The 23,856-nt window shown below is 71.8% G+C and carries 22 protein-coding genes and 1 pseudogene; 12 read left to right on the top strand and 11 right to left on the bottom strand.

All coding sequences use genetic code 11. From position 1 onward, the window contains the following. Positions 1-55: 55 nt before the first annotated feature. Both ACH4VX_RS14185 and ACH4VX_RS14180 read left to right on the top strand, forming a co-directional pair. Positions 56-817, top strand: a complete 762-nt coding sequence (locus tag ACH4VX_RS14185; protein ID WP_398367673.1) for a MerR family transcriptional regulator — start codon at positions 56-58, stop codon at positions 815-817. Positions 818-1,006: 189 nt separating this feature from the next. After that, positions 1,007-1,927 (top strand): DedA family protein, encoded by a 921-nt coding sequence (locus tag ACH4VX_RS14180; protein ID WP_398367672.1) that lies wholly within the window; start codon positions 1,007-1,009, stop codon positions 1,925-1,927. A gap of 134 nt (positions 1,928-2,061) precedes the next feature. Here the strand turns inward: ACH4VX_RS14180 and ACH4VX_RS14175 are convergent, their stop codons facing one another. Both ACH4VX_RS14175 and ACH4VX_RS14170 read right to left on the bottom strand, forming a co-directional pair. Beyond that, positions 2,062-3,759 (bottom strand): threonine/serine exporter ThrE family protein, encoded by a 1,698-nt coding sequence (locus ACH4VX_RS14175; RefSeq protein ID WP_398367671.1) that lies wholly within the window; start codon positions 3,757-3,759, stop codon positions 2,062-2,064. 125 nt (positions 3,760-3,884) lie between these two features. Further along, complete coding sequence (locus ACH4VX_RS14170; protein ID WP_398367888.1) at positions 3,885-4,376, bottom strand: inorganic diphosphatase; 492 nt, start codon at positions 4,374-4,376, stop codon at positions 3,885-3,887. A 79-nt stretch (positions 4,377-4,455) separates the two neighbouring features. Between ACH4VX_RS14170 and dacB the strand changes: the two genes are divergently transcribed. The 6 genes from dacB (at position 4,456) to folE (ending at position 12,293) form a co-directional block, all read left to right on the top strand. Beyond that, positions 4,456-6,078 carry a D-alanyl-D-alanine carboxypeptidase/D-alanyl-D-alanine-endopeptidase gene (gene dacB, locus ACH4VX_RS14165; protein ID WP_398367670.1) on the top strand — a complete coding sequence of 541 codons (1,623 nt, stop codon included), beginning with the start codon at positions 4,456-4,458 and terminating at the stop codon, positions 6,076-6,078. A 257-nt stretch (positions 6,079-6,335) separates the two neighbouring features. After that, complete coding sequence (locus tag ACH4VX_RS14160) at positions 6,336-7,469, top strand: zinc-dependent metalloprotease (RefSeq protein ID WP_398367669.1); 1,134 nt, start codon at positions 6,336-6,338, stop codon at positions 7,467-7,469. 192 nt (positions 7,470-7,661) lie between these two features. After that, entirely contained in the window at positions 7,662-8,687 is a 1,026-nt protein-coding gene (tilS, locus tag ACH4VX_RS14155; protein ID WP_398367668.1) for a tRNA lysidine(34) synthetase TilS, read from the top strand. Between the two features lie 68 nt (positions 8,688-8,755). After that, positions 8,756-9,316 (top strand): hypoxanthine phosphoribosyltransferase, encoded by a 561-nt coding sequence (hpt, locus tag ACH4VX_RS14150; RefSeq protein ID WP_030828096.1) that lies wholly within the window; start codon positions 8,756-8,758, stop codon positions 9,314-9,316. 188 nt (positions 9,317-9,504) lie between these two features. Continuing rightward, positions 9,505-11,544: an ATP-dependent zinc metalloprotease FtsH gene (gene ftsH / locus ACH4VX_RS14145; RefSeq protein ID WP_398367887.1), complete on the top strand. Its 2,040-nt coding sequence runs from the start codon at positions 9,505-9,507 to the stop codon at positions 11,542-11,544. Between the two features lie 143 nt (positions 11,545-11,687). After that, the gene (gene folE, locus ACH4VX_RS14140; protein ID WP_398367667.1) at positions 11,688-12,293 is read left to right on the top strand and encodes a GTP cyclohydrolase I FolE; all 606 of its coding nucleotides are present in this window, start codon (positions 11,688-11,690) and stop codon (positions 12,291-12,293) included. Between the two features lie 12 nt (positions 12,294-12,305). On the opposite strand, the gene ACH4VX_RS14135 is transcribed toward folE, so the two are convergent. The 6 genes and pseudogenes from ACH4VX_RS14135 to ACH4VX_RS14110 form a co-directional block, all read right to left on the bottom strand. Beyond that, positions 12,306-12,794, bottom strand: a complete 489-nt coding sequence (locus tag ACH4VX_RS14135; protein ID WP_398367666.1) for a DUF3180 domain-containing protein — start codon at positions 12,792-12,794, stop codon at positions 12,306-12,308. Between the two features lie 59 nt (positions 12,795-12,853). After that, on the bottom strand, positions 12,854-13,465 hold the full coding sequence (gene folK, locus ACH4VX_RS14130; protein WP_398367665.1) for a 2-amino-4-hydroxy-6-hydroxymethyldihydropteridine diphosphokinase: 612 nt from the start codon (positions 13,463-13,465) through the stop codon (positions 12,854-12,856). Further along, positions 13,462-13,821 carry a dihydroneopterin aldolase gene (folB, locus tag ACH4VX_RS14125; RefSeq protein ID WP_398367664.1) on the bottom strand — a complete coding sequence of 120 codons (360 nt, stop codon included), beginning with the start codon at positions 13,819-13,821 and terminating at the stop codon, positions 13,462-13,464. The genes folK and folB overlap by 4 nt, the downstream gene beginning before the upstream one ends. 258 nt (positions 13,822-14,079) lie before the next feature. Then, positions 14,080-14,583 carry a nuclear transport factor 2 family protein gene (locus ACH4VX_RS14120; RefSeq protein WP_398367663.1) on the bottom strand — a complete coding sequence of 168 codons (504 nt, stop codon included), beginning with the start codon at positions 14,581-14,583 and terminating at the stop codon, positions 14,080-14,082. After that, positions 14,580-15,494: a dihydropteroate synthase gene (folP, locus tag ACH4VX_RS14115; RefSeq protein WP_398367662.1), complete on the bottom strand. Its 915-nt coding sequence runs from the start codon at positions 15,492-15,494 to the stop codon at positions 14,580-14,582. The genes ACH4VX_RS14120 and folP overlap by 4 nt, the downstream gene beginning before the upstream one ends. A 104-nt stretch (positions 15,495-15,598) precedes the next feature. Beyond that, positions 15,599-15,841 (bottom strand): annotated as a pseudogene (locus tag ACH4VX_RS14110) (hypothetical protein); the annotation flags it as partial. A gap of 350 nt (positions 15,842-16,191) precedes the next feature. Between ACH4VX_RS14110 and ACH4VX_RS14105 the strand changes: the two are divergent. After that, positions 16,192-17,418, top strand: a complete 1,227-nt coding sequence (locus ACH4VX_RS14105) for a hypothetical protein (protein WP_398367661.1) — start codon at positions 16,192-16,194, stop codon at positions 17,416-17,418. A 286-nt stretch (positions 17,419-17,704) separates the two neighbouring features. On the opposite strand, the gene ACH4VX_RS14100 is transcribed toward ACH4VX_RS14105, so the two are convergent. Both ACH4VX_RS14100 and ACH4VX_RS14095 read right to left on the bottom strand, forming a co-directional pair. Continuing rightward, positions 17,705-19,039 carry a PH domain-containing protein gene (locus ACH4VX_RS14100; protein ID WP_398367660.1) on the bottom strand — a complete coding sequence of 445 codons (1,335 nt, stop codon included), beginning with the start codon at positions 19,037-19,039 and terminating at the stop codon, positions 17,705-17,707. Continuing rightward, the gene (locus ACH4VX_RS14095; RefSeq protein WP_398367659.1) at positions 19,036-19,566 is read right to left on the bottom strand and encodes a PH domain-containing protein; all 531 of its coding nucleotides are present in this window, start codon (positions 19,564-19,566) and stop codon (positions 19,036-19,038) included. Before ACH4VX_RS14095 ends, ACH4VX_RS14100 begins: the two co-directional genes overlap by 4 nt. 31 nt (positions 19,567-19,597) lie before the next feature. Between ACH4VX_RS14095 and ACH4VX_RS14090 the strand changes: the two genes are divergently transcribed. After that, the gene (locus tag ACH4VX_RS14090) at positions 19,598-20,749 is read left to right on the top strand and encodes an NADH-quinone oxidoreductase subunit D (RefSeq protein WP_398367658.1); all 1,152 of its coding nucleotides are present in this window, start codon (positions 19,598-19,600) and stop codon (positions 20,747-20,749) included. On the opposite strand, the gene ACH4VX_RS14085 is transcribed toward ACH4VX_RS14090, so the two are convergent. Beyond that, a complete protein-coding gene (locus ACH4VX_RS14085) occupies positions 20,714-21,763 on the bottom strand; it encodes an SAM-dependent methyltransferase (RefSeq protein WP_398367657.1) in 1,050 nt (349 codons plus the stop codon). The two genes, ACH4VX_RS14090 and ACH4VX_RS14085, sit on opposite strands and share 36 nt — an antisense overlap. A gap of 141 nt (positions 21,764-21,904) precedes the next feature. On the opposite strand from ACH4VX_RS14085, the gene ACH4VX_RS14080 reads away from it, so the two are divergent. Both ACH4VX_RS14080 and ACH4VX_RS14075 read left to right on the top strand, forming a co-directional pair. Further along, on the top strand, positions 21,905-23,107 hold the full coding sequence (locus tag ACH4VX_RS14080) for a sensor histidine kinase (protein WP_398367656.1): 1,203 nt from the start codon (positions 21,905-21,907) through the stop codon (positions 23,105-23,107). A gap of 74 nt (positions 23,108-23,181) precedes the next feature. Beyond that, positions 23,182-23,853 (top strand): response regulator, encoded by a 672-nt coding sequence (locus ACH4VX_RS14075; RefSeq protein WP_398367655.1) that lies wholly within the window; start codon positions 23,182-23,184, stop codon positions 23,851-23,853. The last annotated feature ends 3 nt before the right edge of the window (positions 23,854-23,856 follow it).

The following is a 23,856-nucleotide window of genomic DNA, read 5'->3' as shown; positions in this document are numbered from 1 at the left end:
CACCTCACGTGGCGTGAGGACCCAGGGTGGAGCGTGTACCGAGAAGGGAGCGGAAGTGAGCCACTCCGTGGGACAGGTCGCCGGATTCGCCGGTGTCACCGTGCGCACCCTGCACCACTACGACGACATCGGTCTGCTCGTCCCGAGCGGGCGCAGCCACGCGGGGCACCGGCGCTACAGCGACACCGACCTCGACCGGCTGCAGCAGATCATGTTCTACCGAGAGCTCGGCTTCCCGCTCGACGAGGTCGCCGTCCTGCTCGACGACCCGGACGCGGACCCGCGCGCGCATCTGCGCCGCCAGCACGAACTGCTGACCGCCCGGATCGAGAAGCTGCGGAAGATGGCGGCGGCCGTGGAACACGCCATGGAGGCACGCAAGATGGGAATCGATCTCACACCCGAGGAGAAGTTCGAGGTGTTCGGGGACAAGGACCCCGAGCAGTACGCCGACGAGGCGGAGCAGCGATGGGGCGGCACCGAGGCGTACGCCGAGTCGCAGCGCCGCACGGCGAGCTACACCAAGGAGGACTGGAAGCGCGTCCAGGCCGAGGTCGACGACTGGCAGGAGCGGTACGCCGCCCTGATGGCCGCCGGGGAGCAGCCGTCGGGCGAGGCGGCCATGGACCTGGCTGAGGAGCACCGGCAGCACATCAGCAGGTGGTACTTCGAGGTGCCGTACGAGACGCACCGGTGTTTCGCGGAGATGTACGTCTCCGACGAGCGCTTCAAGGCGTTCTACGACTCCCTGCGGCCCGGTCTCGCCGCGCACCTCAAGGAGGCGATCCTCGCCAACGCCGCGCGGCACACCGCCTGAGCGTCGTGGCCCGGCTCACACCCGGGCCACGACCAGCGCGTATCCCGTACGGCGGTGGCTCACAGCTTTCTCCGGGGCGGGGCACAGGGCATCCTGGGTACCCCCGCGGAACCTGGGCCTCGACGGCTGCGTTCATAATTTGGGCAGCCAGCCCAGCCCTTACCCCCCAGCTGCAGGAGCCACATCCCCGTGACCACGCTTGCGCTCGGCCCTGAGTGGCTGAGCCCGGACTACCTGATCGAGACCTTCAGCCTTCCCGGCATCCTGCTGATCGTCTTCGCGGAGTCCGGACTCTTCGCGTTCCTGCCCGGTGACTCCCTGCTGTTCACGGCGGGTCTCTTCGTGGCCGAGGGCAATTACATCAGCCAGCCGCTGTGGCTGGTGTGCACGCTGATCGTGCTGGCTGCCGTCATCGGCGACCAAGTCGGTTACATGATCGGCAAGTTCTTCGGACCCAAGCTGTTCAACCGGCCGAACTCCAAGCTCTTCAAACAGGAGAACCTGGAGAAGGCGCACGAGTTCATGGAGAAGTACGGCCCCAAGGCGATCGTCCTGGCACGCTTCGTCCCGATCGTACGCACGTTCGCCCCCATCGTGGCCGGCGCCGGCCGCATGAAGTACCGCACGTTCTTCACGTACAACCTCATCGGCGGTGTCGCCTGGGGAAGCGGCGTCACCCTCGCGGGCTACTGGCTCGGCCAGATCGAGCTCATCAAGACCAACATCGAGCCGATCCTCGTCCTGATCGTCCTCATCTCCGTGGTGCCGATCATCATCGAGTACCTGCGCGAGCGCGGGAAGAAGAAGCGCGCCGCCGCCGAGACCCCGGCCGCCGCCCCGCAGGCCCCGGCCATGGACGACGCCACGACCCAGCTGCGCCGCATCACCCCGCCCGCCCCGCAGCAGCCCCAGCAGCAGCACTACGGCAACCAGGGCTACCCCCAGAGCAACCAGGGCTACCCCCAGCAGCCCCAGCAGCCGTACGGCGACCAGGGGTACCCGCAGCAGCAGCAGCCGCAGCAGCCGCAGCAGCCGCAGCAGCCGCAGCAGCCGTACGGCGACCAGTACTACGACCAGAACCAGCAGCAGCCGTACAACCGGGGCTACTGAAGCGCCCCGGAGGGCGCGGGGCCGTGTCGACATGCGGCTCCGCCGCGCGGGCGCGACCGGCCCCGTCCGGCCCACGGCCGCCGTTGCTCACCGGGCCCGCGCCGGACGGTGCCCGGAACCGGACGGCGCCCGCGCTAAAACCCCCGCGTCCGCTTGGCCGCCCGGCGCTTCTCCGCGGAGCCGATCCGCAGGAAGATCCGCGAGATCTCCGACCCGAGGTTCACCCCGATCGCGATGGCCATGGCCAACGCCACGGCCTTCGTGAGGGACGTCAGCCCCGAGTCGACCTCGTTCTGGGCGATGCCCAGCAGACCGAAGTACGTGGCGGAACCGGGCAGCAGCGGTCCGATCGCCGCCGTGGTGTACGGCAGCGCGGACGCGAACCGGTACCGGGCCAGCAGCTGCCCGAACAGGCCCACGAGGCCCGCCGCCGCGGTCGTGGAGACCACCGGCGAGATGTCGCCCGTGTAGTGCATCGCGCCGTACACCACCCAGGCGACCCCGCCGTTCAGGGTCGCCATGAGCACGGTGGACCGTTCCTGCTGGAGCAGCACCGCGAAGGCCAGTGACAGCAGCATCGACGCGGCGATCTGCCACAGCGGCTCGTCGGAGACGCCGAGCGCCGCGTCCGGGTTCAGGTTGGCGCCCAGCTGCACGCCGAAGTACAGCACCGTCAGCACCCCGGCCACGATGCCCACGAAGAAGTACAGGACCTCCAGCAGACGCGCGGACGCCGTGATGTAGAAGCCGGTCAGGCCGTCCTGCACACCGGCCACCAGCGCCCGCCCGGGCAGCAGGGCGAACAGCCCACCGGTGATCACCGCGGACGCCTTCACGTCCGCGTGCGCCAGCGTCAGCGCCACCCCGATCGCGGCCGGCGGCATCGCGGCCACCGTGAACTGGTAGAACTCCGGCAACCCGCGCCCCGCGCACAGCCAGGCCAGCCGGTCGCCGAGCATCGCGCCGATCGCGGCCGACACGAACACCAGGAAGCCACCGCCGACGAGCACCGATGCCGCCCCCGCGAGCAGCCCGCTCGCCGCGGTCAGCGCCCAGCCGGGGTACGGATGCCGGTTGCGGCGGATCTCCGCCAGCCGACGGTAGGCATCCTCCAGGGAGACGTGCGTCTCGTCGTCGCTGAGGTCGTCCACCAATTGATAGACGGCCGCCAGCCGGGTGTAGTCGGGGCTGCGGCGCCGCACCGTGCGCGACGCGGTCACCGGGTCGTCGACCAGGGACGGCTGGTAGGAGATCGACAGCAGGGTGAACGTGACGTTGGGTTCGCAGCGGTCCAGGCCGTAGGAGCGGCACACGGCGAACATCGCCGCCTCCACGTCCTCGGCGCCCTCACCGCCCGCCAGCAGCAGCTCACCGATACGCAGGGTCAGGTCGAGCACGCGCGGCACGGCCGGCCCGGCCTCGTCGTGCCGCTGCACCGGCTCCGGCGCCGGCCGTTCGGTCACCGGCATGCGCAGCATGGTGCGCATCCGGTCCTGCCACGGCACGTCCTTGGCCAGGCTGACCAGCGGAATCCCGCTCGCCGGAGTGAACGCGGCCGCCTGCTTCGCGCTGTAGGTGCTCGGCGTGCTGAACGCCGACCCCTCCGTCTCGGCCGGGGGCGGCGGCGGGGCCACCTCCAGACCGTCCGGAAGGGCGAATTCGGAAGTCGTCTCGGACTCCGTACCGGTCTTCGGGACGGCCAGCCCGTCGGGAACGGCGAACTCGGACGTCGTCGACGACTCGGCCTCGGCCGGTGCCGTGACACTGGTGGGAGGTATGAACACGCTCCTCGCCTCGTCCGACTGCGGCTTGCGGTCCTCCGCGTCCGTCACCTGCTCCGCTCTCCCTTTACGACACCGCCCGTAAGCCTGCCCCGTACAGCCTCAGTATGCGCACGCACAGCAGGACGGGCCGCACGCGCGCGTGCGGCCCGTCCTGCGTCTCGCAGCGGGAGGACTCAGTGGCCGCCCTGCTCCTCGAGGCGCTTGTAGGACCGCTCGATCTCCGCCTCGGCGTCCACCCGGCCGACCCAGTTGGCGCCCTCGACCGACTTGCCCGGCTCCAGGTCCTTGTAGACCTCGAAGAAGTGCTGGATCTCCAGGCGGTCGAACTCGGACACGTGGTGGATGTCGCGCAGGTGCTCCACGCGCGGGTCCGTCGACGGGACGCACAGCAGCTTGTCGTCGCCGCCGGCCTCGTCCGTCATCCGGAACATGCCGATCGCGCGGCAGCGGATCAGGCAGCCCGGGAACGTCGGCTCGTCCAGGATGACCAGCGCGTCCAGCGGATCGCCGTCCTCGCCGAGGGTGTTCTCGACGAAGCCGTAGTCGGTCGGGTAGGCGGTCGAGGTGAAGAGGCGGCGGTCCAGGCGGATACGACCGGTCTCGTGGTCCACCTCGTACTTGTTCCGCGAACCCTTCGGGATCTCGATCGTGACGTCGAACTCCACCGGACGCTCCTCCATGATCAGCACATAGTTCTGGTGGTTAAGTGTCCCTCACGCAGGTGTGTGATCGCGAAAGGGGCTGGTGGTCGTGCCAGAGCTGAGGCCTTGGCGGGCCGCGGGACCGCACGTCGTGCGGATCACGGACGCCGTACGACCTCGTCTCGCCAGGGCCGCGGAGACCGTACGGCCACGTCTGGCGCGCGTCGCCGCGGCCGTCGGACCACGGTTCGCGCGGCCGGACCGGCCGGGATCACCGCGGGCCGCGCGGCCGAAGACCTGGCAGTTCACCGCGACCGCCGCCACCGCCGGTCTGGCGCTGGCCGCGGGTGTGGTGACCGCCGCCGGTCCCTGGGACTCCTCGGGTCAGCGTACGGCCGAGCGGGACCGGGCCGTGGCCCTGGAAGCCGCGCGTGGCACAGATCACGGCGGCACCCGCGCCCACGCCGGTACGCCGCCCCGCGGATCCCAGGCCGTCCCGTCGGCGATCTCCGTGCTCACCGGCCTCGGCTCCACCGCCACCACCGTGAAGTCGGCGCCCGGCGGCAAGGCCCTCAGCGCCGTCCTCGGCCCGCTGCTGACGAACCCGGCGCTCGGCCACCGTTCCGCCGCCGTGGTCGACGTGTCCACCGGCGAACGGCTTTACGGCACCGGCTCCGGGGACGCGCTCATCCCGGCCTCGACCACCAAGATCGCCACCGCCGTCGCCGCGCTCTCCGCGATGGGCGCCGACCACCGCCTCACCACCCGCGCGGTGTACGAACCCGACACCGAGGAGGTCGTCCTGGTCGGCGGCGGCGACCCCACGCTCACCGCCCGCAAGGAGGCCGACGGCCTCGCGAGCCTGCGCGACCTCGCGGAGCGGACCGCCGCCGCCCTGGCCGGACGCGGGGTGCGCGAGGTGACGCTGTCGTACGACACGACCCTCTACAAGGGCACCACGATCCACCCGATCGGGGTCAACCCGAACATCGCCGCCGTCACCCCCCTCATGGTCGACGAGGCCCGCACCGACGGCTCCGCCGGCGGCCCGGCCCCGCGGGTCGCGGACCCGGCGGCCGCCGCCGCGCGGACGTTCGGCGACCTGCTGAAGGAACGCGGCATCAAGGCCACGCCTCCCGGCCCCTCGAAGGCCACCACCCGCGCCTCCACCCTCGCCACGGTCTCCTCGCCCCCGCTGGCCGCCCTCGTCGAGCGGATGCTGACCAACAGCGACAACGACCTCGCCGAGGCCCTCGCCCGCCACACCGCCCTGGCCACCGGAAAGAGCGCCGACTTCGCCGGCGGCGGCGCGGCGATCACCGCCCGTCTGAAGGACCTCGGTCTCCCCCTGAAGGGCGCCGGCATCGACATCAAGGACGGCAGCGGCCTCGACCGGCGCGACAAACTCACCGCCGACCTCCTCACCGCCCTGCTCGTCAAGGCCGGCGACCCGGCCCACCCCGAGCTGCGCCCCGCCCTCACCGGCCTGCCCGTCGCCGGCTTCACCGGTACCCTCGCCGGCCGCTACACCGACGGGGCGGCCGGCGTCGTACGCGCCAAGACCGGCACGCTCACCGGTGTGAACACACTGGCGGGCACGGTCGTCGACAAGGACGGCCGCCTGTTGGCGTTCGCCTTCCTGGCGAACGCCACCACCGCCCCGACAGCGGCCCAGTCCGCCCTGGACAAGGCAGCCACGGCCCTGTCGTCCTGCGGCTGCCGCTGACCGTCGGCGCCCGACCCGGAACCGGCGTCGGCTCAGAAGGGGCGCGGGGCCGTATCGACATGCGGCTCCGCCGCGTGGACGCGAAGGGGGTCCGGGGGCGAAGCCCCCAGGGACGGGAAGGGGCGCCGGGGAGGGCGAGAAACCGGAGGTACGACGAACGGCCGCGCGCCCCCGGGGCCGGTGACCGGCCGTCCCCGGGGTACCCCGGTCACCTCGCCGTCCTGCCCGAAACCGGGGCTCTCACGTACCGTTGACGCATGACGAGCATCGGTGGTGCTGCCTCTTCCGGGATGGTCGACTGGAATCTCGCGGTCGCGACCGCGACCCGGCTCATGCGGCCGGGCCCCGACGTGAGCCGCGACGAGGCCCGGGCCGTCGTCGCGGAACTGCGCCGGCACGCGAAAGCCTCGGAGGAACACGTCCGGGGCTTCACTCGTCTGGGCACCGAGGAGACCCACGACACCCCTGTCCTCGTCGTCGACCGCCCCGGCTGGGTCCGGGCCAACGTCGCCGGCTTCCGCGAACTGCTCAAACCGCTCCTCGACAAGATGCAGGAACGGCGCGGCACCGGCCCCGGCAACGTGGTCCTCGGTGCCGTCGGCGGCAAGGTCACCGGCGTGGAGCTGGGCATGCTGCTGTCCTTCCTCGCCTCCCGCGTCCTCGGCCAGTACGAGACCTTCGCCCCCGCCACCCGCGACCTCCCGGCCGGTGCGAACGGCGCCGGGAGGCTGCTGCTCGTCGCCCCCAACATCGTCCACGTCGAACGCGAACTCGACGTCGAACCCCATGACTTCCGTCTGTGGGTGACCCTCCACGAGGAGACCCACCGCACCCAGTTCACCGCCGTGCCCTGGCTGCGGGACCATCTGGAGGGCGAGATCCAGTCGTTCCTGGAGGAGACCGACGTCGACCCCATGACCGTCCTGGAACGCGTCCGCGAGGCCGCCCAGTCGCTCGCCGGCGGCCGTCCCGAGGGCGAGGAGGGCGACGAGGGGCGCTCCCTCGTCGAGATCGTGCAGACCCCCGCCCAGCGCGAGATCCTCGGCCGTCTCACCGCCGTGATGTCCCTGCTGGAGGGCCACGCCGACTTCGTGATGGACGGTGTCGGCCCCGAGGTCGTGCCGAGCGTCGCCGAGATCCGGGAGAAGTTCCAGCAGCGCCGCGCCAAGGGTGCCTCCCGCCTGGACATGGCCCTGCGCAAGCTGCTCGGCCTGGACGCCAAGCTCCGCCAGTACCGCGACGGCGAACGCTTCGTGCGCGCCGTCGTCGAGGAGGCCGGCATGGACGGCTTCAACCGGGTGTGGACCTCGCCCAACACGCTCCCCACCAAGGCGGAGATCGCCAAACCGGCGGACTGGATCACACGGGTGCACCGTAAACCGGAAGCCTGAGCCCCGCGCACCGTCATGCGCCGTACACGGCCGACGGCAGACAGACGCCCCTTCAATCACCCGTCCGAGGGACCGTGAGCCCTGAGTAGGCGTGCAATGCTCGGGGAACGGCCCGGTTCTGTCACCATCTACACACTCTGAGTGACCGAATCTCGGGCTCACCCCCCGAAAACTTCATGAAGGGAACCGGACATGGGTCCCCATCCTGCGGTCGCGGCGATACGCCTGGCGGTCCGCCGCGTCCTGAACGACATCCTCGACGACCACGGCCGAGCCCCCGGCCGCGCGACGCACGAGTGGCCCTCCTCCCCGCTCGTGCTCGTGGCCTGCTCCGGCGGCGCCGACTCCATGGCGCTCGCCTCCGCCCTCGCCTTCGAAGCCCCCCGCCTCGGCGTCCGCGCCGGCGGCGTCACCGTCGACCACGGCCTCCAGGCCGGCTCCGGCCTGCGCGCCGCCGACGTCGCCTCGCGCCTGAGCGAACTCGGCCTCGACCCCGTCGAGTCCGTCGCGGTCACCGTGGGCCGCGAGGGCGGACCCGAGGCCGCCGCCCGGGACGCACGCTACGCCGCCCTGGACGCCGCCGCCGAACGGCACGGAGCCACCGCCGTCCTGCTCGGCCACACCCGCGACGACCAGGCCGAGACCGTCCTGCTCGGCCTCGCCCGCGGCTCCGGCATCCGCTCCCTGTCCGGAATGGCCGCGGTCTCGGGGGCCGGCGGCCGTTACCGGCGCCCCTTCCTCCAGCTCGACCGGCAGACCGCCCGCAGGGCCTGCATGGTCCAGTCCCTGCCCGTCTGGGACGACCCGCACAACGCCGACCCCGCCTACACCCGCTCCCGGCTCCGTCACGAGGGCCTGCCCGCCCTGGAGAAGGCCCTCGGCAAGGGCGTCGTCGAGGCCCTCGCCCGTACGGCCCAGCTCTCCCGCGACGATGCCGACGCCCTCGACGCGTGGGCCGGCCGGGCCGAGGCCGGCGTCCGCGACGCCGACGGCCGCCTGGAGTGCGCCGCGCTGCACGCCCTGCCGCCCGCCGTACGCCGCCGTGTGCTGCGCCGGGCCGCCATCGAGGCCGGCGCGCCGGCCGGTTCGCTGTTCGCCCGCCACATCGAGGAAGTCGACCGGCTGATCACCGGCTGGCGCGGTCAGGGGGCCATCAATCTCCCCGGCCGGGTCGTCGCCCGCCGGCAGGGTGGCAGACTGGTGATTCGGCAGGGCTGAATCCGGACCCCACCGACCCGTACGAGTCGCGGGGCGGACCGGACCGGCCGGTGGGACGACCGAAAGTGATGCGGGTGGACGCGAAAGACATGGGTGCCGACCTCGAGAAGGTGCTCATCACCAAGGAAGAGATCGACGCCAAGCTGGTGGAGCTGGCCGCGAAGATCGACGCGGAGTACGCGGGCAAGGACCTGCTGATCGTCGGCGTGCTCAAGGGCGCGGTGATGGTGATGGCCGACCTCGCGCGGGCGCTGTCCACTCCCGTCACGATGGACTGGATGGCCGTGTCCTCGTACGGGGCGGGCACCCAGTCCTCCGGTGTGGTGCGGATCCTCAAGGACCTCGACACCGACATCAAGGGCCGGCACGTCCTGATCGTCGAGGACATCATCGACTCCGGACTGACCCTGTCCTGGCTGATCTCCAACCTCGGCTCGCGCGAGCCCGCCTCCCTCAAGGTGTGCACGCTGCTGCGCAAGCCCGATGCCGCCAAGGTCGCCATCGACGTGGAATGGGTCGGTTTCGACATTCCCAACGAGTTCGTCGTCGGCTACGGCCTCGACTACGCCGAGAAGTACCGCAACCTCCCGTTCGTCGGTACGCTCGCGCCCCACGTCTACGGCGGCTGAACCCGGGGACCCGGTCCGCCGTACGGTGATCGGGAACCCCGGCGGGCTCCGCGGCGTTGGAGCATTCGTGGACGCGATTGCCGGCTGTCCCCCGCAGCTTCGGGGGCCCATGCTGGGGTACCGTCCGAAGAACAGTCTTTATCAAACTCACTATGGCAGGAGGGACGGGGCGGCACCGCTCCGTATGGATGGACGTGAAGCGATACTTCCGTGGGCCGGTCATGTGGATCGTGCTGGCCGTCCTTGCCGTGGTCGTGTTGATGCAGGTCGTCGGCTCGTCCGGCGGCTACAAGACGGTGGACACCGGCGAGGTCGTCCAGGCGATCAATGAGAACAAGGTCGAGTCGGCCAAGCTGACCACCGGCGACGAGCAGACCATCAAGGTCCAGCTCAAGGACGGCGTCGAGGTCAAGGACAGCTCGAAGATCCAGGCGAGCTATATCGGCGACCAGGGCGTCACCATCGCCAGCACACTGCAGGACAAGTTCCAGAACAAGCAGATCCCGGACGGCTACACGGTCTCGCCGTCCAAGCAGAACCCGTTCGTGAGCATTCTGCTGTCCCTGCTGCCCTTCGTCCTCATCGTCGTGGTCTTCCTGTTCCTGATGAACCAGATGCAGGGCGGCGGCTCCCGCGTCATGCAGTTCGGCAAGTCCAAGGCGAAGCTCATCACCAAGGACACCCCGAAGACGACGTTCTCCGACGTCGCGGGATCGGACGAGGCGGTGGAGGAGCTCCACGAGATCAAGGAGTTCCTGCAGGAGCCGGCGAAGTTCCAGGCCGTCGGGGCGAAGATCCCCAAGGGCGTACTGCTCTACGGCCCGCCCGGTACGGGTAAGACCCTGCTCGCGCGTGCCGTCGCGGGCGAGGCCGGTGTGCCGTTCTACTCGATCTCCGGTTCCGACTTCGTCGAGATGTTCGTCGGTGTCGGTGCCTCCCGGGTCCGTGACCTGTTCGAGCAGGCCAAGGCCAACGCTCCCGCCATCGTCTTCGTCGACGAGATCGACGCGGTCGGCCGCCACCGCGGCGCCGGCCTCGGCGGTGGTCACGACGAGCGCGAGCAGACCCTGAACCAGCTCCTCGTCGAGATGGACGGCTTCGACGTCAAGGGCGGCGTGATCCTCATCGCCGCGACGAACCGGCCCGACATCCTCGACCCGGCGCTGCTGCGTCCCGGCCGTTTCGACCGCCAGATCGCGGTCGACCGCCCGGACATGCAGGGCCGCCTCGAGATCCTCAAGGTGCACCAGAAGGGCAAGCCGGTCGCCCCGGACGTCGACCTCTCGGCCGTCGCCCGCCGCACTCCCGGCATGACCGGTGCCGACCTGGCCAACGTGCTGAACGAGGCCGCTCTGCTGACCGCGCGCAGCGATCAGAAGCTGATCGACAACAAGATGCTGGACGAGGCGATCGACCGTGTGGTCGCGGGCCCGCAGAAGCGGACCCGGATCATGTCGGACAAGGAGAAGAAGATCACCGCGTACCACGAGGGCGGACACGCCCTGGTCGCGGCTGCTTCCCCGAACTCCGACCCCGTCCACAAGATCACGATCCTCTCCCGAGGCCGTGCCCTCGGCTACACGATGGTGCTCCCGGACGAGGACAGGTACTCGACCACGCGCAACGAGATGCTGGACCAGCTCGCCTACATGCTGGGTGGCCGCGCGGCCGAGGAGCTCGTCTTCCACGACCCGACCACCGGTGCCGCCAACGACATCGAGAAGGCCACCAGTGTGGCCCGCGCGATGGTCACGCAGTACGGCATGACCGAGCGTCTCGGTGCGATCAAGTTCGGTGGCGACAACACCGAGCCGTTCCTCGGGCGTGAGATGGCCCACCAGCGTGACTACTCGGAAGAGGTCGCCGCGCTGGTCGACGAAGAGGTCAAGAAGCTCATCGAGACCGCGCACAACGAGGCGTGGGAGATCCTCGTCGAGAACCGTGACGTCCTCGACAACCTGGTCCTGGCCCTCCTGGAGCGGGAGACGCTGGGCAAGGAGGAGATCGCCGAGGTCTTCGCGCCGATCGTCAAGCGCCCGCCCAGGCCCGCCTGGACCGGTTCCTCCCGCCGTACGCCGTCCACCCGCCCGCCGGTCCTCTCCCCCAAGGAGCTGGCCCTGACGAACGGGGCGAACGGCGCGACGCCGGCCATCACCACCGCCAAGAGCACCGCGGCGGACCCCGTCCCGGCGCCGGAGCGGACCCCGGAGGAACGCCCCGAGAGCTGATCCCGAGGCTCCCGGTGGCCCCACCGGGCCCGGAATGGATGCCGTGCCCCCCTGGTTCTAGCCTGGGGGGCACGGCATTTTGCGTACCCGCAGTGGAGACGCGTGCCCCTCACGCGTGAAGGCACAGGAACGAGGCATCTCACATGACCGACCCCGTGACGCTGGACGGCATGGCCCCCATCGGCGAGTTCGACGAGAAGCGGGCCCAGAACGCCGTACGCGAGCTTCTGATCGCGGTCGGCGAGGACCCCGACCGGGAGGGTCTCCTGGAGACCCCGGCGCGGGTGGCGCGGGCGTACCGGGAGATATTCGCGGGGCTGTGGCAGAAGCCCGAGGACGTGCTGACGACGACGTTCGACCTCGGTCACGACGAGATGGTGCTCGTCAAGGACATCGAGGTCCTGAGCAGCTGTGAGCACCATCTGGTGCCGTTCGTCGGAGTTGCCCATGTCGGTTACATTCCGTCCGTCGACGGCAAGATCACGGGTCTTTCGAAACTGGCTCGGCTCGTGGACGTCTACGCGCGGCGCCCGCAGGTGCAGGAACGACTCACCACTCAGGTCGCCGACTCCTTGATGGAGATCCTGGAACCGCGTGGAGTGATCGTTGTCGTCGAGTGTGAGCACATGTGCATGTCGATGCGGGGGGTGCGGAAGCCGGGGGCGAAGACGATCACGTCGGCCGTGCGGGGGCAATTGCGTGACCCCGCCACCCGCAACGAGGCGATGAGCCTGATCATGGCGCGCTGACGCGAGCGCGCCTCACGCCGCCGGGACCGTGCCCTGGCCGTTGGTGTCGTCGTCCTCCGGGAGCTTGCAGACGCGCTCCAGGAAGATGGCCGCCGCTATGACGCCGATGCCCGCCAGGACCGAGAAGCCGGCGTAGATGGCCTGGTCACGGCGGGCGGGAATGTCCAGGGACTCCAGCAGGAAGACGCCCGCGCCGCCGTACATGCCGGCGACGAGCGCGGCCACCAGGGCGCTGGCCTGCCCGAAGACGACCGCGCGGGCCGCCATCAGGGGGTCGACTCCCTTGGCGTCGGCCTGCCGCTCGCGCTGGGCCTTGAGGCGGGCGCGGAGGGAGAGCGCGGTGGCCGCGAGGACCACCGCGATCAGGGCGAGGACGATGGGCGCGGCCACGGGCACGCTCGGAAGGGTGCCCAAGGAGTTCCAGAGGCGGGCGCCGGCCCAGGACAGGATCCCGGCCACGACGAAGACGCCGGCCAGCACCCTGATGCGCAGCTCTTTCACGGTGTCCCTTCGCGTTCCCCGGACGGTGCCCCGGAATGTGGTCGTCTCGACCTTAACGGCTACTCGGGCAGCCGGAGTTCCAGATCCGCGCGGGGCGTGACGCCCTCACGGGTGACCGCGCCGAGGAGATCGGCGACCGGGCCGCGGCCGGGGAGCTCCGCCTCGGGGTCGACGTCGTGCCAGGGGGCGAGCACGAAGGCACGCTCGTGGGCGCGGGGGTGCGGGAGCGTGAGCTGCGGGTCGTCGGAGTGGTGATCCGCGTAGGAGACGATGTCGACGTCCAGGGTGCGCGGCCCCCAGCGCTCGTCCCGGACCCGGTGGAAGGCCTCCTCGACCGCGTGCGCCCGCTCCAGCAGGGAGGACGGGGGCAGGGTGGTCTTCAGGACCGCGACCGCGTTGAAGTACGAGGGCTGGCTGCCGGGCTCGACGCCCCACGGCTCCGTCTCGTACACGGGGGAGACGGCCTTGACCCGGATGCCGGGGGTGTCCTCCAGGGCGTCGACGGCCCCCTGGAGGGTCTCCAGGCGGTTGCCGAGATTGGCGCCGAGGGAGACCACGGCCCGTTTCGGATTGTGCAGGGTGGTGTCGGCGGCGTCGACCTGCTCGACCACGGAGGCGGGGACGGGCTGAACGGTCGGGTCGGTCTGGCCCTGGGTGGACGGCCTGGTCATACGCGGCTCCGGATGATGGTGACGGTCACGTCGTCGAAGGGCACGGTGATCGGCGCGTCCGGCTTGTGGACGCACACCTCGACCTCCTGCACCACGTCGTGCTTCAGACAGACCTGGGCGATGTGCTCGGCGAGCGTCTCGATGAGGTCGACGGGCTCGCCCTGGACGACCGCCACGACCTCCTCGGCCACGATGCCGTAGTGCACGGTCTTCGTCAGGTCGTCGTCGGCCGCGGCCGGCCGGGTGTCCAGGCCGAGGACGAGGTCCACGATGAAGGTCTGGCCCTCCTCGCGTTCCTTGGGGAACACACCGTGGTGCCCGCGGGCCTTCAGGCCGCGCAGCGCGACACGATCCACGCGAATCACTCCTGCAGTCGTCGGTCCGGCCGGTCGGTGCCGGTTCGGGCGGCACACCGGCCTGCACTTGAATCTACCCGCGGGCACCGACAGGGCCGGTGGCCCGGGGTGCGGGTACGGGCCGGCGGCCGGCGATGTCACCGCCCGTTCCCCGGGGAGGCCGGGGGTTCACGGTGTGGTGGCGGCCCCTGCCCGCCCCGTCGTGATTCCAGCCGCTTCCGGCGAGGGGGCGACGGGCCCCGAGGTCCGTCTACCCACTCAGGCCGGGGTGTCGTCGTCTTCGCCGTCCTCTTCCTCGGCGAGGACCGGGGAGGCGTGGTGGGACCAGAGCTTCCAGCCGGACGGGGTGCGCCGGAACACGTTGGTGGCGACGACGAGCTGGCCGACCAGGGGGCCGAGTTCCTCGCCGGCCTCGGGGGCGGGGCCGCCGCTGAGGATGTTCTCGGTGCAGGTCACCAGGGCGGTGTCGCCGGTGACGGAGACATGGGTGTCGGTGAGGAAGAACTGGATGTAGTCGGTGTTCGCCATGATCAGGGCGTACGACCTGAGTACCTCGCCGCGTCCGGTGAGCACGGGCCAGCCGGGGTGGACGCAGGAGACCACGCCGGTGTCCGCGGGGTCGTGGTACTCCTCGTCGACGCCGAGGTCGCCGGGGGTCAGCCAGAGCGACGCGACCTCTTCGAAGTCGCCCCTTTCGAGCGCCTCGTAGAAGGCGGTGTTGGCGGCCTCGACGTGTTCGACATCGGTGTGGGGTGCGCTCACCGGGCTCCTTCTGCGCCGTGCGCGCCGGGTTCGGAGGGTGCGGTGTCCGCCGTGCGCGCCTGCGCGAGGGCGCGCGTGACCCGTACGGCGTCCGCGGTGGCGCGTACCTCGTGCACGCGGACCGCCCAGGCGCCGGCCTGCGCGGCGAGGGCGGAGACGGCGGCGGTGGCCGCGTCGCGTTCCCGCGCGGGCGGGGCCGCGCCGTCCGGGCCGGCCAGGACGCGCCCGAGGAACCGCTTGCGGGAGGCGGCGACCAGCACCGGGTGGCCGAGGGCCAGGACGCGGTCGAGGCGGGCGAGGAGGGCCAGGTCGTGGTCGGCGCCCTTGGAGAAACCGAGGCCGGGGTCGACGATCACACGGTCGGCGGCGATTCCGCCTTCCAGGACGGCCTCCACGCGCGCGTGCAGTTCCTCGGTGACCTCCGTGACCACGTCGGCGTACACGCCCTCGATGTTGCCGCCTTCCAGGAAGCCGCGCCAGTGCATGACGACGAAGGGGGCGCCGGCGGCGGCGACGACGGGAATCATGGCGGGGTCGGCGAGTCCGCCGCTGACGTCGTTGACCAGGGCGGCGCCGGCCGCGAGGGACTGTTCGGCGACGGAGGCGCGCATGGTGTCGACGGAGATGGTGACACCCTCGGAGGCGAGGCCGCGGACCACGGGGATGACGCGCTTGAGCTCCTCGGCCTCGTCGACGCGGGTGGCTCCGGGCCGGGTGGACTCGCCGCCGACGTCGACCAGGTCGGCGCCCTGGGCGACCAGGTCGAGGCCGTGCTTGACGGCGGTCGTCGTGTCGAACCAGCGGCCGCCGTCGGAGAAGGAGTCGGGGGTGACGTTCACGACTCCCATGACCGCACAGCGGTCCCAGGGAGGAAGGCCCGCGACCTGGCGGCGTCCGCTGTGGTTGCTCATATGTTCAGCGTAGGCCCAGCAAGGGGCTGGGGTACGCCTCGGGCCGGGCGGGACGTCCAGGACCGTCCTCCGGGCCACGGACACGTTTCGCCCGGGTCCCGTAGCCGGCCGGGGAGGGAGGGATCCCGGACGTCCACCGCCGCCTCGTCGGCGAGTTCCAGGGCTTCCGGTCCGGTCTCCCGGGACCACACCTCGCCGCCGGTCCCCGAGCAGCCCATGACGGCGGGGGCCCGGGAGCGCGCCCCGGTCGGCGCCGCCCCGTTGACCACGCGGTGGGTGGCCGCCGCCCTGTCGCCGGGGGAGACGGCGACGGTTGTGCCGCGGCTTCGCGGCAAGTGGCCGGGGGAACCGCCCGGCACGTCCTCACCCGTCCCGGCCGACATCGTGCCCTGTGGTTTCGCGCGGGGCCCTCGTACCGGTGCCGATTCGGGCATCCGGCGACATTGCGCCCTCCAGGGCGGTGCCTTGGGGGCACTGTGTGCGGCAAGACGGCCGGGGATACGGGAGTTCACCGGGTGGAGTTCACCGGACGGAGTTCGGCGGGCAGTTCACGGGGCAATAAACGATCTTGATAATTGGGCAATACGTCTATTCACGTGGGACCCGCGTTCCCTGATGCCCTGTGAAAGCCTCGGTGCGGCTTTGTTTTTACGGGGCGGGGCACCATCATTCGCCTACGCGCGGTAAGTTTCTGGCCATGCCACGTGGACGTCACCGTCATTCCCCGCCCCTGCACAGGATGTTGCCCCCGTCGGCGATCGCAGGCATGTCCGTCGTCTGCGCCCTGGGGCCCTGGGTGTTCACGCAACCGATGGTGCTTCGTGTCCTGGCCGCGGCCGCCGCGGCCACGACGATCGCCGGCGCCGTCGTCATGCGGCACTGGGACGCCCAGGCGGGCAAACGCGTCGCCGATCTCACGCGCGCGCGTGCGAGCGACGAATGGCGTTTCGAGGAGCGGGTCGCCGAACTGGAGTCCGACCTCGAGGAGTCGCGCGAGCTGCGGGCGAAACTGGAGCAGCGGTTGCGCGCCAAGCGCGCGGAACTCGCCGGGCTGCGCAACGAGCACGCGGCCCTGCTGCGTCGGTACGCCGCGTCGGAGGTCGACCGGGCGAGCGTCCTGGAGGAACGCCGGGTGCTCGAGATAGAGGCCGCGGTTCCGGCCCACGCGCTGCCGGCGGGACCCTCGGCAGCGCCCGACGGCGCGGAGGCGCCCACGGAGGCGGTGCCCGGGACGGTGGAGCAGGACGAGGCCGTCACCGAGGAGACGCCGGAGGCTCCCTCCGTCTTCTCGCCCGAGGGGTCGAAGCTGTTCCTGCGCGCCGGCGCGGCGCTGGCGCGGCTCGCCGACGACACCGGCGCCGCAGAGGACGGCGCCGACACGGCCGTACGGACCGACCAGGCGTCCGGTCCTGCCGACGACACGCCGAAGGACGACGGCGCCCCCAAGGGCCCCGAGGACGACGGCCCCGAGCCCACGAAGCAGCCCGAGCGGGAGCAGGAGCAGGAGGACGAGGCCGAGGGGCAGACCGAGGCGGTCGACGAGCACGAGCGTACGACCGCCTCCCCCGCGCCGACCACTCCTCCGGCCCAGCCCGCGCGGCAGCCCTCCGGGCACTTCACCGTGCCGACGGCGGTGGCGGTCGTACCGCCGACCGCACCGGTACGGCGGCCCGTGTCCGGGGGCGGTTTCGACTTCTTCGGGACGAAGAAGGACACGGACGGCGCCGCCCTGGACGCCGTGCAGAACGAGGACCTGGCCGACGTCGTCGGCCAGGAGGCGCTCGCGCTGCACAAGGCGGAGGCCGAGGCGCGGTTCAAGCCCGTCGACGAGGAGGCACGCGGCGTCGGCCAGGTGATCGACCTGACGGCACACGACGAGACGGAACACATCGACGTCGAGGGCCTGCGCAGCGCGGCCTCCTGAAACACCGACCACCCCGACGGGCCCCGCGCACACCGCGCGGGGCCCGTCGGTCTTCCGCCGGGCCCGCCCGCGCGGGCGATGCCTCCCAGGGCCGGTGTGCGGCCTTCCACCGCACTCCGGGCCGCCGTCCGTCCCAGCGGCCCGGGCGGGCGTTTCGAGGCCTGTGCGGGGCCGGGCCGTCCAGTGGCCGGGGCGGGCCTCCCAGGGCCGGTGTGCGGCCTTCCGACCGCACTCCGCGTGCGCCTGCTCCCACGCACCGGGCAGGCGTTCCCGCACCCTGTGGCGGTCAGGCCATCCAGCGGTCCGGGAGGGCGTCCCTGCGGCCGGTGCGGGAGCGCTCCGCCTGGGACCGCAGGAGGGCCGCCGCCTCCGCGGCGTCCCGGAGGCGGGCCGTCACCGACTTGTTCGCGCCGGTGTCCACGTGGACGTCCGCGACGCCCAGGGCCCGCTTCCAGGGGCCCTGGACCAGCCGTACGCTCTGCACCTTGGCGTGCGGCACCAGGGACAGGCTGCGTCGCAGCAGCCCGTGCCGGGCGGCGAACACCGCGTCGGTGACGACGAGTCCGTGCCCCCGCCACCACAGCGGAACGCACCACCGCGCGCGGCGCGGCGGTGGTGAGAGCGCCTCGCGCGGGGGCACGCTCACCCCGGGCAGCACCCGCGCGACGACCGACTCGGCGAGCTCGCGCGGAGCGACCGGCAGCAGCAGGGAGTTGGACGAACCCGCCACGTCCAGTTCCACCCGCACCCAGTTGCGCCGCCGCCACAGCAGCGGCTCGACGAGCCGTACGGTCTGCACGCGCCCCGGCGGCACCGTCTCGTGCACCCGGTCCAGCAGCCCGTGGTCGATGCGCAGCCCGTCGGGCGACTCGCCCAGCGTCCAGTCGTACTCGGCGACGAACCGGCCCACACTGCTCGCGCCCACGGCGCCGAGCAGCGGCACGGCCGCGGCGAGCACCGTCCACAGGCTGTGGGTGGCCATCCACAGCAGCGGCACCGCCACGGCGGCGGCGAGGAGCCAGCCCCAGGTCGCCCCGGTCAGCAGAAGGGAGACGGCGAGGACGCCCGGTGGCACCCGCAGCATCTGCCGGGACGGCGCCTCGCCCACCTCGTGCGCGGTCTCCGGCGCGAAACCCGCCGCCCGAGCGAGGAGTTCCGCGCGCAGCGCACGTGCCTCGTCGGCGCCCAGGAAGGCGAGCTCGTCCTTCTTGTCGGTGCCTATGACGTCGAGTTTGAGCTTCGCCACGCCCGCCACCCGCGCGAGCAGCGGCTGGGTGACGTCGATGGCCTGGATCCGCTCCAGCCGGATGTGCGCGGTGCGCCGGAACAGCAGCCCGGTCCGGATGCGCAGCTCGCTCTCGGTCACCGCGAAGTGGGTGAACCACCAGGTCAGGAAGCCGTAGAGGGCGGCGGCCGGAAGGAGTACGGCGAGACCGATCAGCAGGGTCGTCGTCGTCAGCCGGGTCAGCTGGCGCTGCGCCTGGTCGGGGTCGTGCAGCGCCCACCCGAGCAGCACCGCGACGGGCGCCCACGCCCGCCTGAGCGGGGTGACGGGGTGCAACCGCCTCTCGGACACGGGCAGCCGGTCGCGTACGTCCTGGTGGACGTCGGGGGCCGTCACAGCCCCGCCGATCGGGCCTCACCGAGCTCGGTGAGCCGGTCGCGCAGCCGCTCCGCCTCCGCCGGGTCGAGGCCGGGAATGGTGGCGTCGGTCGCCGCTGCCGCCGTGTGCAGCTGCACGCTGGACAGCCCGAAGTGCCGTTCCACGGGCCCGGAGGTGACCTCGACCAGCTGCATCCGCCCGTACGGCACGACCGTCTCCTGGCGCCACAGGACGCCCCGGCTGATCAGCAGGTCGTCGGCGCGCTCCGCGTACCGCCAGGAACGCCAGTTCCGCCCCAGCAGCACCCAGCCCCAGATCAGCAGGGCCAGCGGCAGCAGCGCGAAGGCGGCCCAGCCGGGCCCGGCCAGCAGCCCCGGCACCAGCGCGGCGGCCAGGGTCAGCAGCCCCAGCCACACCACCAGCAGCAGCCGCCGCATCTTCAGCAGTCCCGGGGGCAGCGCGATCCACACCGGCTCCTCGCCGCCCGGGACCGCCGGCCCGCCCGTTCCCGCTGTCCCCGTGTCGTGCGGGCTCCCCGTCTCCATGGGCCCAGCGTACGTAGGGGAGACTGTGTTCATGACTCCTACGACGGAGACCATGGTCGGTATCGGCGGCGCGGCGGAGAGCACCGACATGGTGCTCAACATCGGGCCCCAGCACCCGTCCACGCACGGCGTGCTGCGGCTGAAGATCGTCCTGGACGGCGAGCGCATCATCCGCGCGGAGCCCGTGATCGGTTATATGCACCGGGGCGCGGAGAAGCTGTTCGAGGCCCGCGACTACCGCCAGATCATCATGCTGGCCAACCGCCACGACTGGCTGTCGGCGTTCTCCAACGAGCTGGGTGTGGTCCTCGCCGTGGAGCGGATGCTCGGCATGGAGGTCCCCGAGCGCGCGGTGTGGCTGCGCACGCTGCTCGCGGAGCTGAACCGGGTGCTCAACCACCTGATGTTCCTCGGCTCCTATCCGCTGGAACTGGGCGGCATCACCCCGATCTTCTACGCCTTCCGGGAGCGCGAGGAGCTCCAGCACGTCATGGAGGAGGTCTCCGGCGGGCGCATGCACTACATGTTCAACCGCGTGGGCGGCCTCAAGGAGGACCTCCCGGCGGGATGGACCACCCGAGCGCGCGCCGCCGTCGCCGACGTGCGCTCCCGCATGGACCGCTTCGACGGCCTGGTGCTCGGCAACGAGATCTTCCGCGGCCGCACGCGCGGCGTCGGCGTGCTGTCGCCGGAGGCGGTGCACGCGTACGGCGTGAGCGGGCCGATCGCACGGGGCTCCGGCGTCGACTTCGACCTGCGCCGCGACGAGCCGTACCTCGCCTACGGCGAACTGGGCGACGTCCTGAAGGTGGTGACCCGCGCGGAGGGCGACTGCCTCGCCCGCTTCGAGTGCCTCCTGGAGCAGACCCACAACGCCCTCGACCTCGCCGACGCCTGTCTCGACCGGCTCGCCGAGCTGCCCCCGGGCCCGGTCAACCAGCGGCTGCCGAAGGTGCTCAAGGCGCCCGAGGGGCACACGTACGCGTGGACCGAGAACCCGCTCGGCATCAACGGCTACTACCTGGTCAGCAAGGGCGAGAAGACCCCGTACCGGCTGAAACTGCGCTCGGCGTCGTACAACAACATCCAGACGCTCACCGAGCTGCTGCCGGGGACGCTGGTCGCGGACATGGTGGCGATCCTCGGGTCAATGTTCTTCGTCGTCGGCGACATCGACAAATAGGTCCCGTACGTCCGCGGTCCCCACCGGCTGCACCAGCCACCCGAAGTCGCCGAGTCCGCCCGGCGCGGTGAGCTCGGCGGCTTCCCCGGCGCACGCGAGGGCGCGTACGTATCCGGCCGGGTCGGTGGACGCCAGCGCGAGCGGGGGGCGTGCGCCGCTGATGCCCAGGGTGTGCAGGGCGTCCCGCTGCGACAGCAGGCGTGTGCCGGGGAGCGCGCAGGCCGCGGCGCACGCGTCCAGGGCGACATGGGCGGTGATGTCGCACGTCCCGTCCGGCACGGGCGTCGTCTCCCGCCCCTCCCGGAACGCCGTGAGCGTCCCGAACGGCGGTCGCGCGGTGGCCGTGTGCGCGTAGTCCACGGCGACGGCGAGTCCCCGCGCGAGCGCGCCGACGGCCGACGCCCAGGCCCGGTCCCGGGGCAGCCCGATCTCCGCGCGGAGCCCCTCCTCGGCCCTCAGCGGCCACCACCGCGCCAGCCACTCGGCCTCCGCACCCGCGACCGGCTCTCCGAGCCGCTCCGCCCCGTCCTCCCGCACCAGCACCAGCCGCGGTACGCCCGACGGGTCCACCTCGGCGACGTCCACGGGCACGTTGTCCAGCCACTCGTTGGCGAAGAGCAGTCCCGTGATCCTCTCCGGGGGCTCGGCCCGCCACTCGATCCGGTGATCCAGGCCGGCCGGCCGGCCGGCGAGCTCGACGGCGTACGCACGTACGCGCGGCGCCACGTCGGCGGGCAGCGCGGCGAGGACACCGGTGACCAGTTCGCCCCGCCCGGCCGCCATGTCCACGAAGTCGAGCACCGCCGGCCGCCCCAGCGCCTCGTCGACCCGGCACAGCAACCGCGCCACCGCGCCGGCGAACAGCGGCGAGGCGTGCACGGACGTACGGAAGTGCCCGGCCGGGCCCTCGCCGGGCCCGTGGTAGAAGCCGCCCGGACCGTACAGGGCGTCCTGAGCCGCCGCCCGCCAGCCCCGCCGGCCGCCGTCCGCAGCCCCTGCCGTCACCGGTTCCACGCTCCCGCCGCCGCCGTCGTCACCGGCCCAGGTTAAGCGGGCGGATATGCCGGGCCTCCACCTTGCGGAGTACACGTACCGGCCGGGGATCGGCCCTCCGGTTGACCCCTGCACGCATTTCGCTTCCCTACGCTGGGTTACGTGCAACGCCTCTATGACTTCCTCCGCAGACACCCGACGTGGGCCGACGGCTTCTGGGCCGTGGTCCTGTTCGGGATTTCGGTGTTCGGCGGAGCGACCGTGGAGGAGTCCCAGGGGACAGACCTGCCGGCCCTCACCGTGCCGGTCGCGCTGCTGCTGTCGCTGGTCGTCGCGCTGCGCCGCCGGATGCCCGAGCGGATGCTGCTCCTCGCCCTCGTCGTGGGCCTGGGGCAGCTGATCACGGACGTGGCGACGCTGCCCGCCGACTTCGCCCTGCTGGTGATCGTCTACACGGTCGCGGCGGTCGGCGCCCGCTGGGCCTCCCGCCTCGCGCTGACCGCCGGCCTGTGCGCGGCCCCGCTGGCGCAGCTGCGCTGGCCCAACGAGGACGTGGGCCTGGCGACCAACCTCGCCGTGATGGTCCTCCAGGCCGTGCCCTTCGCCCTGGCCTGGGTGCTCGGCGACTCCATCCGCACCCGCCGCGCGTACTTCGCGCAGCTGGAGGAGCGGGCCGCCCGGCTGGAGAAGGAGCGCGAGGCGCAGGCCAAGGTCGCGGTCGCCGCCGAACGCGCCCGGATAGCCCGGGAGCTGCACGACGTCGTCGCACACAACGTGTCGGTGATGGTGGTGCAGGCCGACGGCGCCGCCTATGTCCTCGACGCCGCCCCCGACCAGGCGAAGAAGGCCCTGGAGACGATCTCCTCCACCGGCCGTCAGGCCCTCGCCGAGATGCGCCGCCTGCTGGGCGTGCTGCGCACCGGCGAGCACCAGGAGGCCGGGGAGTACGTGCCCCAGCCCGACGTGCAGCAGATCGAGGACCTCGTCGAGCAGTGCCGGGGGTCGGGACTGCCGGTGGACTTCAAGGTCGAGGGCACTTCGCGCCCGCTGCCCAGCGGGGTCGAGCTCACCGCGTACCGCATCGTGCAGGAGGCGCTCACCAACACCCGCAAGCACGGTGGACCCGACGTGGGCGCCAGCGTGCGCCTGGTGTACTTCGACGACGGTCTTGGCCTCCTCGTGGAGGACGACGGCAAGGGCGCCCCGCACGAGCTGTACGAGGAGGGCGGTTTCGACGGCCAGGGTCACGGCCTGATCGGCATGCGCGAGCGGGTCGGCATGGTCGGCGGAACCCTGGACGCGGGCCCGCGCCCCGGCGGAGGATTCCGCATCAGTGTGCTGCTGCCGCTCAAACCCGCGCATTGACGCCCGCGCACGCCCCCTTGTTGACACCTGTCACACCCCTGAGACGACTTGACGACCGAATGGAAGAGGCCCCGATGACGATCCGCGTGATGCTCGTCGACGACCAGGTGCTGCTGCGCACCGGGTTCCGGATGGTGCTCGCCGCCCAGCCGGACATGGACGTCGTGGCGGAGGCGGGCAACGGCGTCGAGGCCCTGGAGGTGCTGCGGTCCACCGCCGTCGACGTGGTGCTGATGGACGTCCGCATGCCCAAGCTCGACGGCGTGGAGACGACCCGCCGGATCTGTGCGGACACCGATCCGCCGAAGGTGCTGATCCTGACCACCTTCGACCTCGACGAGTACGCCTTCTCCGGACTCAAGGCGGGCGCGTCCGGTTTCATGCTCAAGGACGTGCCGCCGGGCGAGCTGCTCGCCGCGATCCGCGCGGTGCACAGCGGCGACGCCGTGGTCGCCCCGTCCACCACCCGCCGGCTCCTGGACCGGTTCGCGCCGATGCTGCCCAGTACGGGCAAGCAGCCCGAGCACAAGGGGCTGGAACGCCTCACCGAGCGCGAGCGGGAGGTCATGGTGCTGGTCGCGCAGGGCCTGTCCAACGGCGAGATCGCGGCCCGGCTGGTGCTGTCCGAGGCGACCGTGAAGACCCACGTGGGCCGCATCCTGACCAAGCTGGGTCTGCGGGACCGGGTACAGGTGGTGGTCCTCGCCTACGAGACGGGTCTGGTACGGGCCGGCGGACACGGCTGAACA

It is taken from the genome of Streptomyces sp. NPDC020731 (genome assembly GCF_044334705.1).
In the GTDB taxonomy this organism is placed as follows: Bacteria; Actinomycetota; Actinomycetes; order Streptomycetales; family Streptomycetaceae; genus Streptomyces.
This window is presented reverse-complemented; position numbering and strand designations above follow the sequence as displayed.

What these genes read in the sequence shown, in the direction of transcription:
- ACH4VX_RS14160 (WP_398367669.1), top strand. Translation starts at nt 6,336, where the DNA reads ATGACGAGCATCGGTGGTGCTGCCTCTTCCGGGATGGTCGACTGGAAT.
- tilS (WP_398367668.1), top strand. Translation starts at nt 7,662, where the DNA reads ATGGGTCCCCATCCTGCGGTCGCGGCGATACGCCTGGCGGTCCGCCGC.
- hpt (WP_030828096.1), top strand. Translation starts at nt 8,756, where the DNA reads ATGCGGGTGGACGCGAAAGACATGGGTGCCGACCTCGAGAAGGTGCTC.
- ftsH (WP_398367887.1), top strand. Translation starts at nt 9,505, where the DNA reads ATGGACGTGAAGCGATACTTCCGTGGGCCGGTCATGTGGATCGTGCTG.
- folE (WP_398367667.1), top strand. Translation starts at nt 11,688, where the DNA reads ATGACCGACCCCGTGACGCTGGACGGCATGGCCCCCATCGGCGAGTTC.
- folK (WP_398367665.1), bottom strand. Translation starts at nt 13,465, where the DNA reads ATGACCAGGCCGTCCACCCAGGGCCAGACCGACCCGACCGTTCAGCCC.
- folP (WP_398367662.1), bottom strand. Translation starts at nt 15,494, where the DNA reads ATGAGCAACCACAGCGGACGCCGCCAGGTCGCGGGCCTTCCTCCCTGG.
- ACH4VX_RS14105 (WP_398367661.1), top strand. Translation starts at nt 16,192, where the DNA reads ATGCCACGTGGACGTCACCGTCATTCCCCGCCCCTGCACAGGATGTTG.
- ACH4VX_RS14095 (WP_398367659.1), bottom strand. Translation starts at nt 19,566, where the DNA reads ATGGAGACGGGGAGCCCGCACGACACGGGGACAGCGGGAACGGGCGGG.
- ACH4VX_RS14090 (WP_398367658.1), top strand. Translation starts at nt 19,598, where the DNA reads ATGACTCCTACGACGGAGACCATGGTCGGTATCGGCGGCGCGGCGGAG.
- ACH4VX_RS14075 (WP_398367655.1), top strand. Translation starts at nt 23,182, where the DNA reads ATGACGATCCGCGTGATGCTCGTCGACGACCAGGTGCTGCTGCGCACC.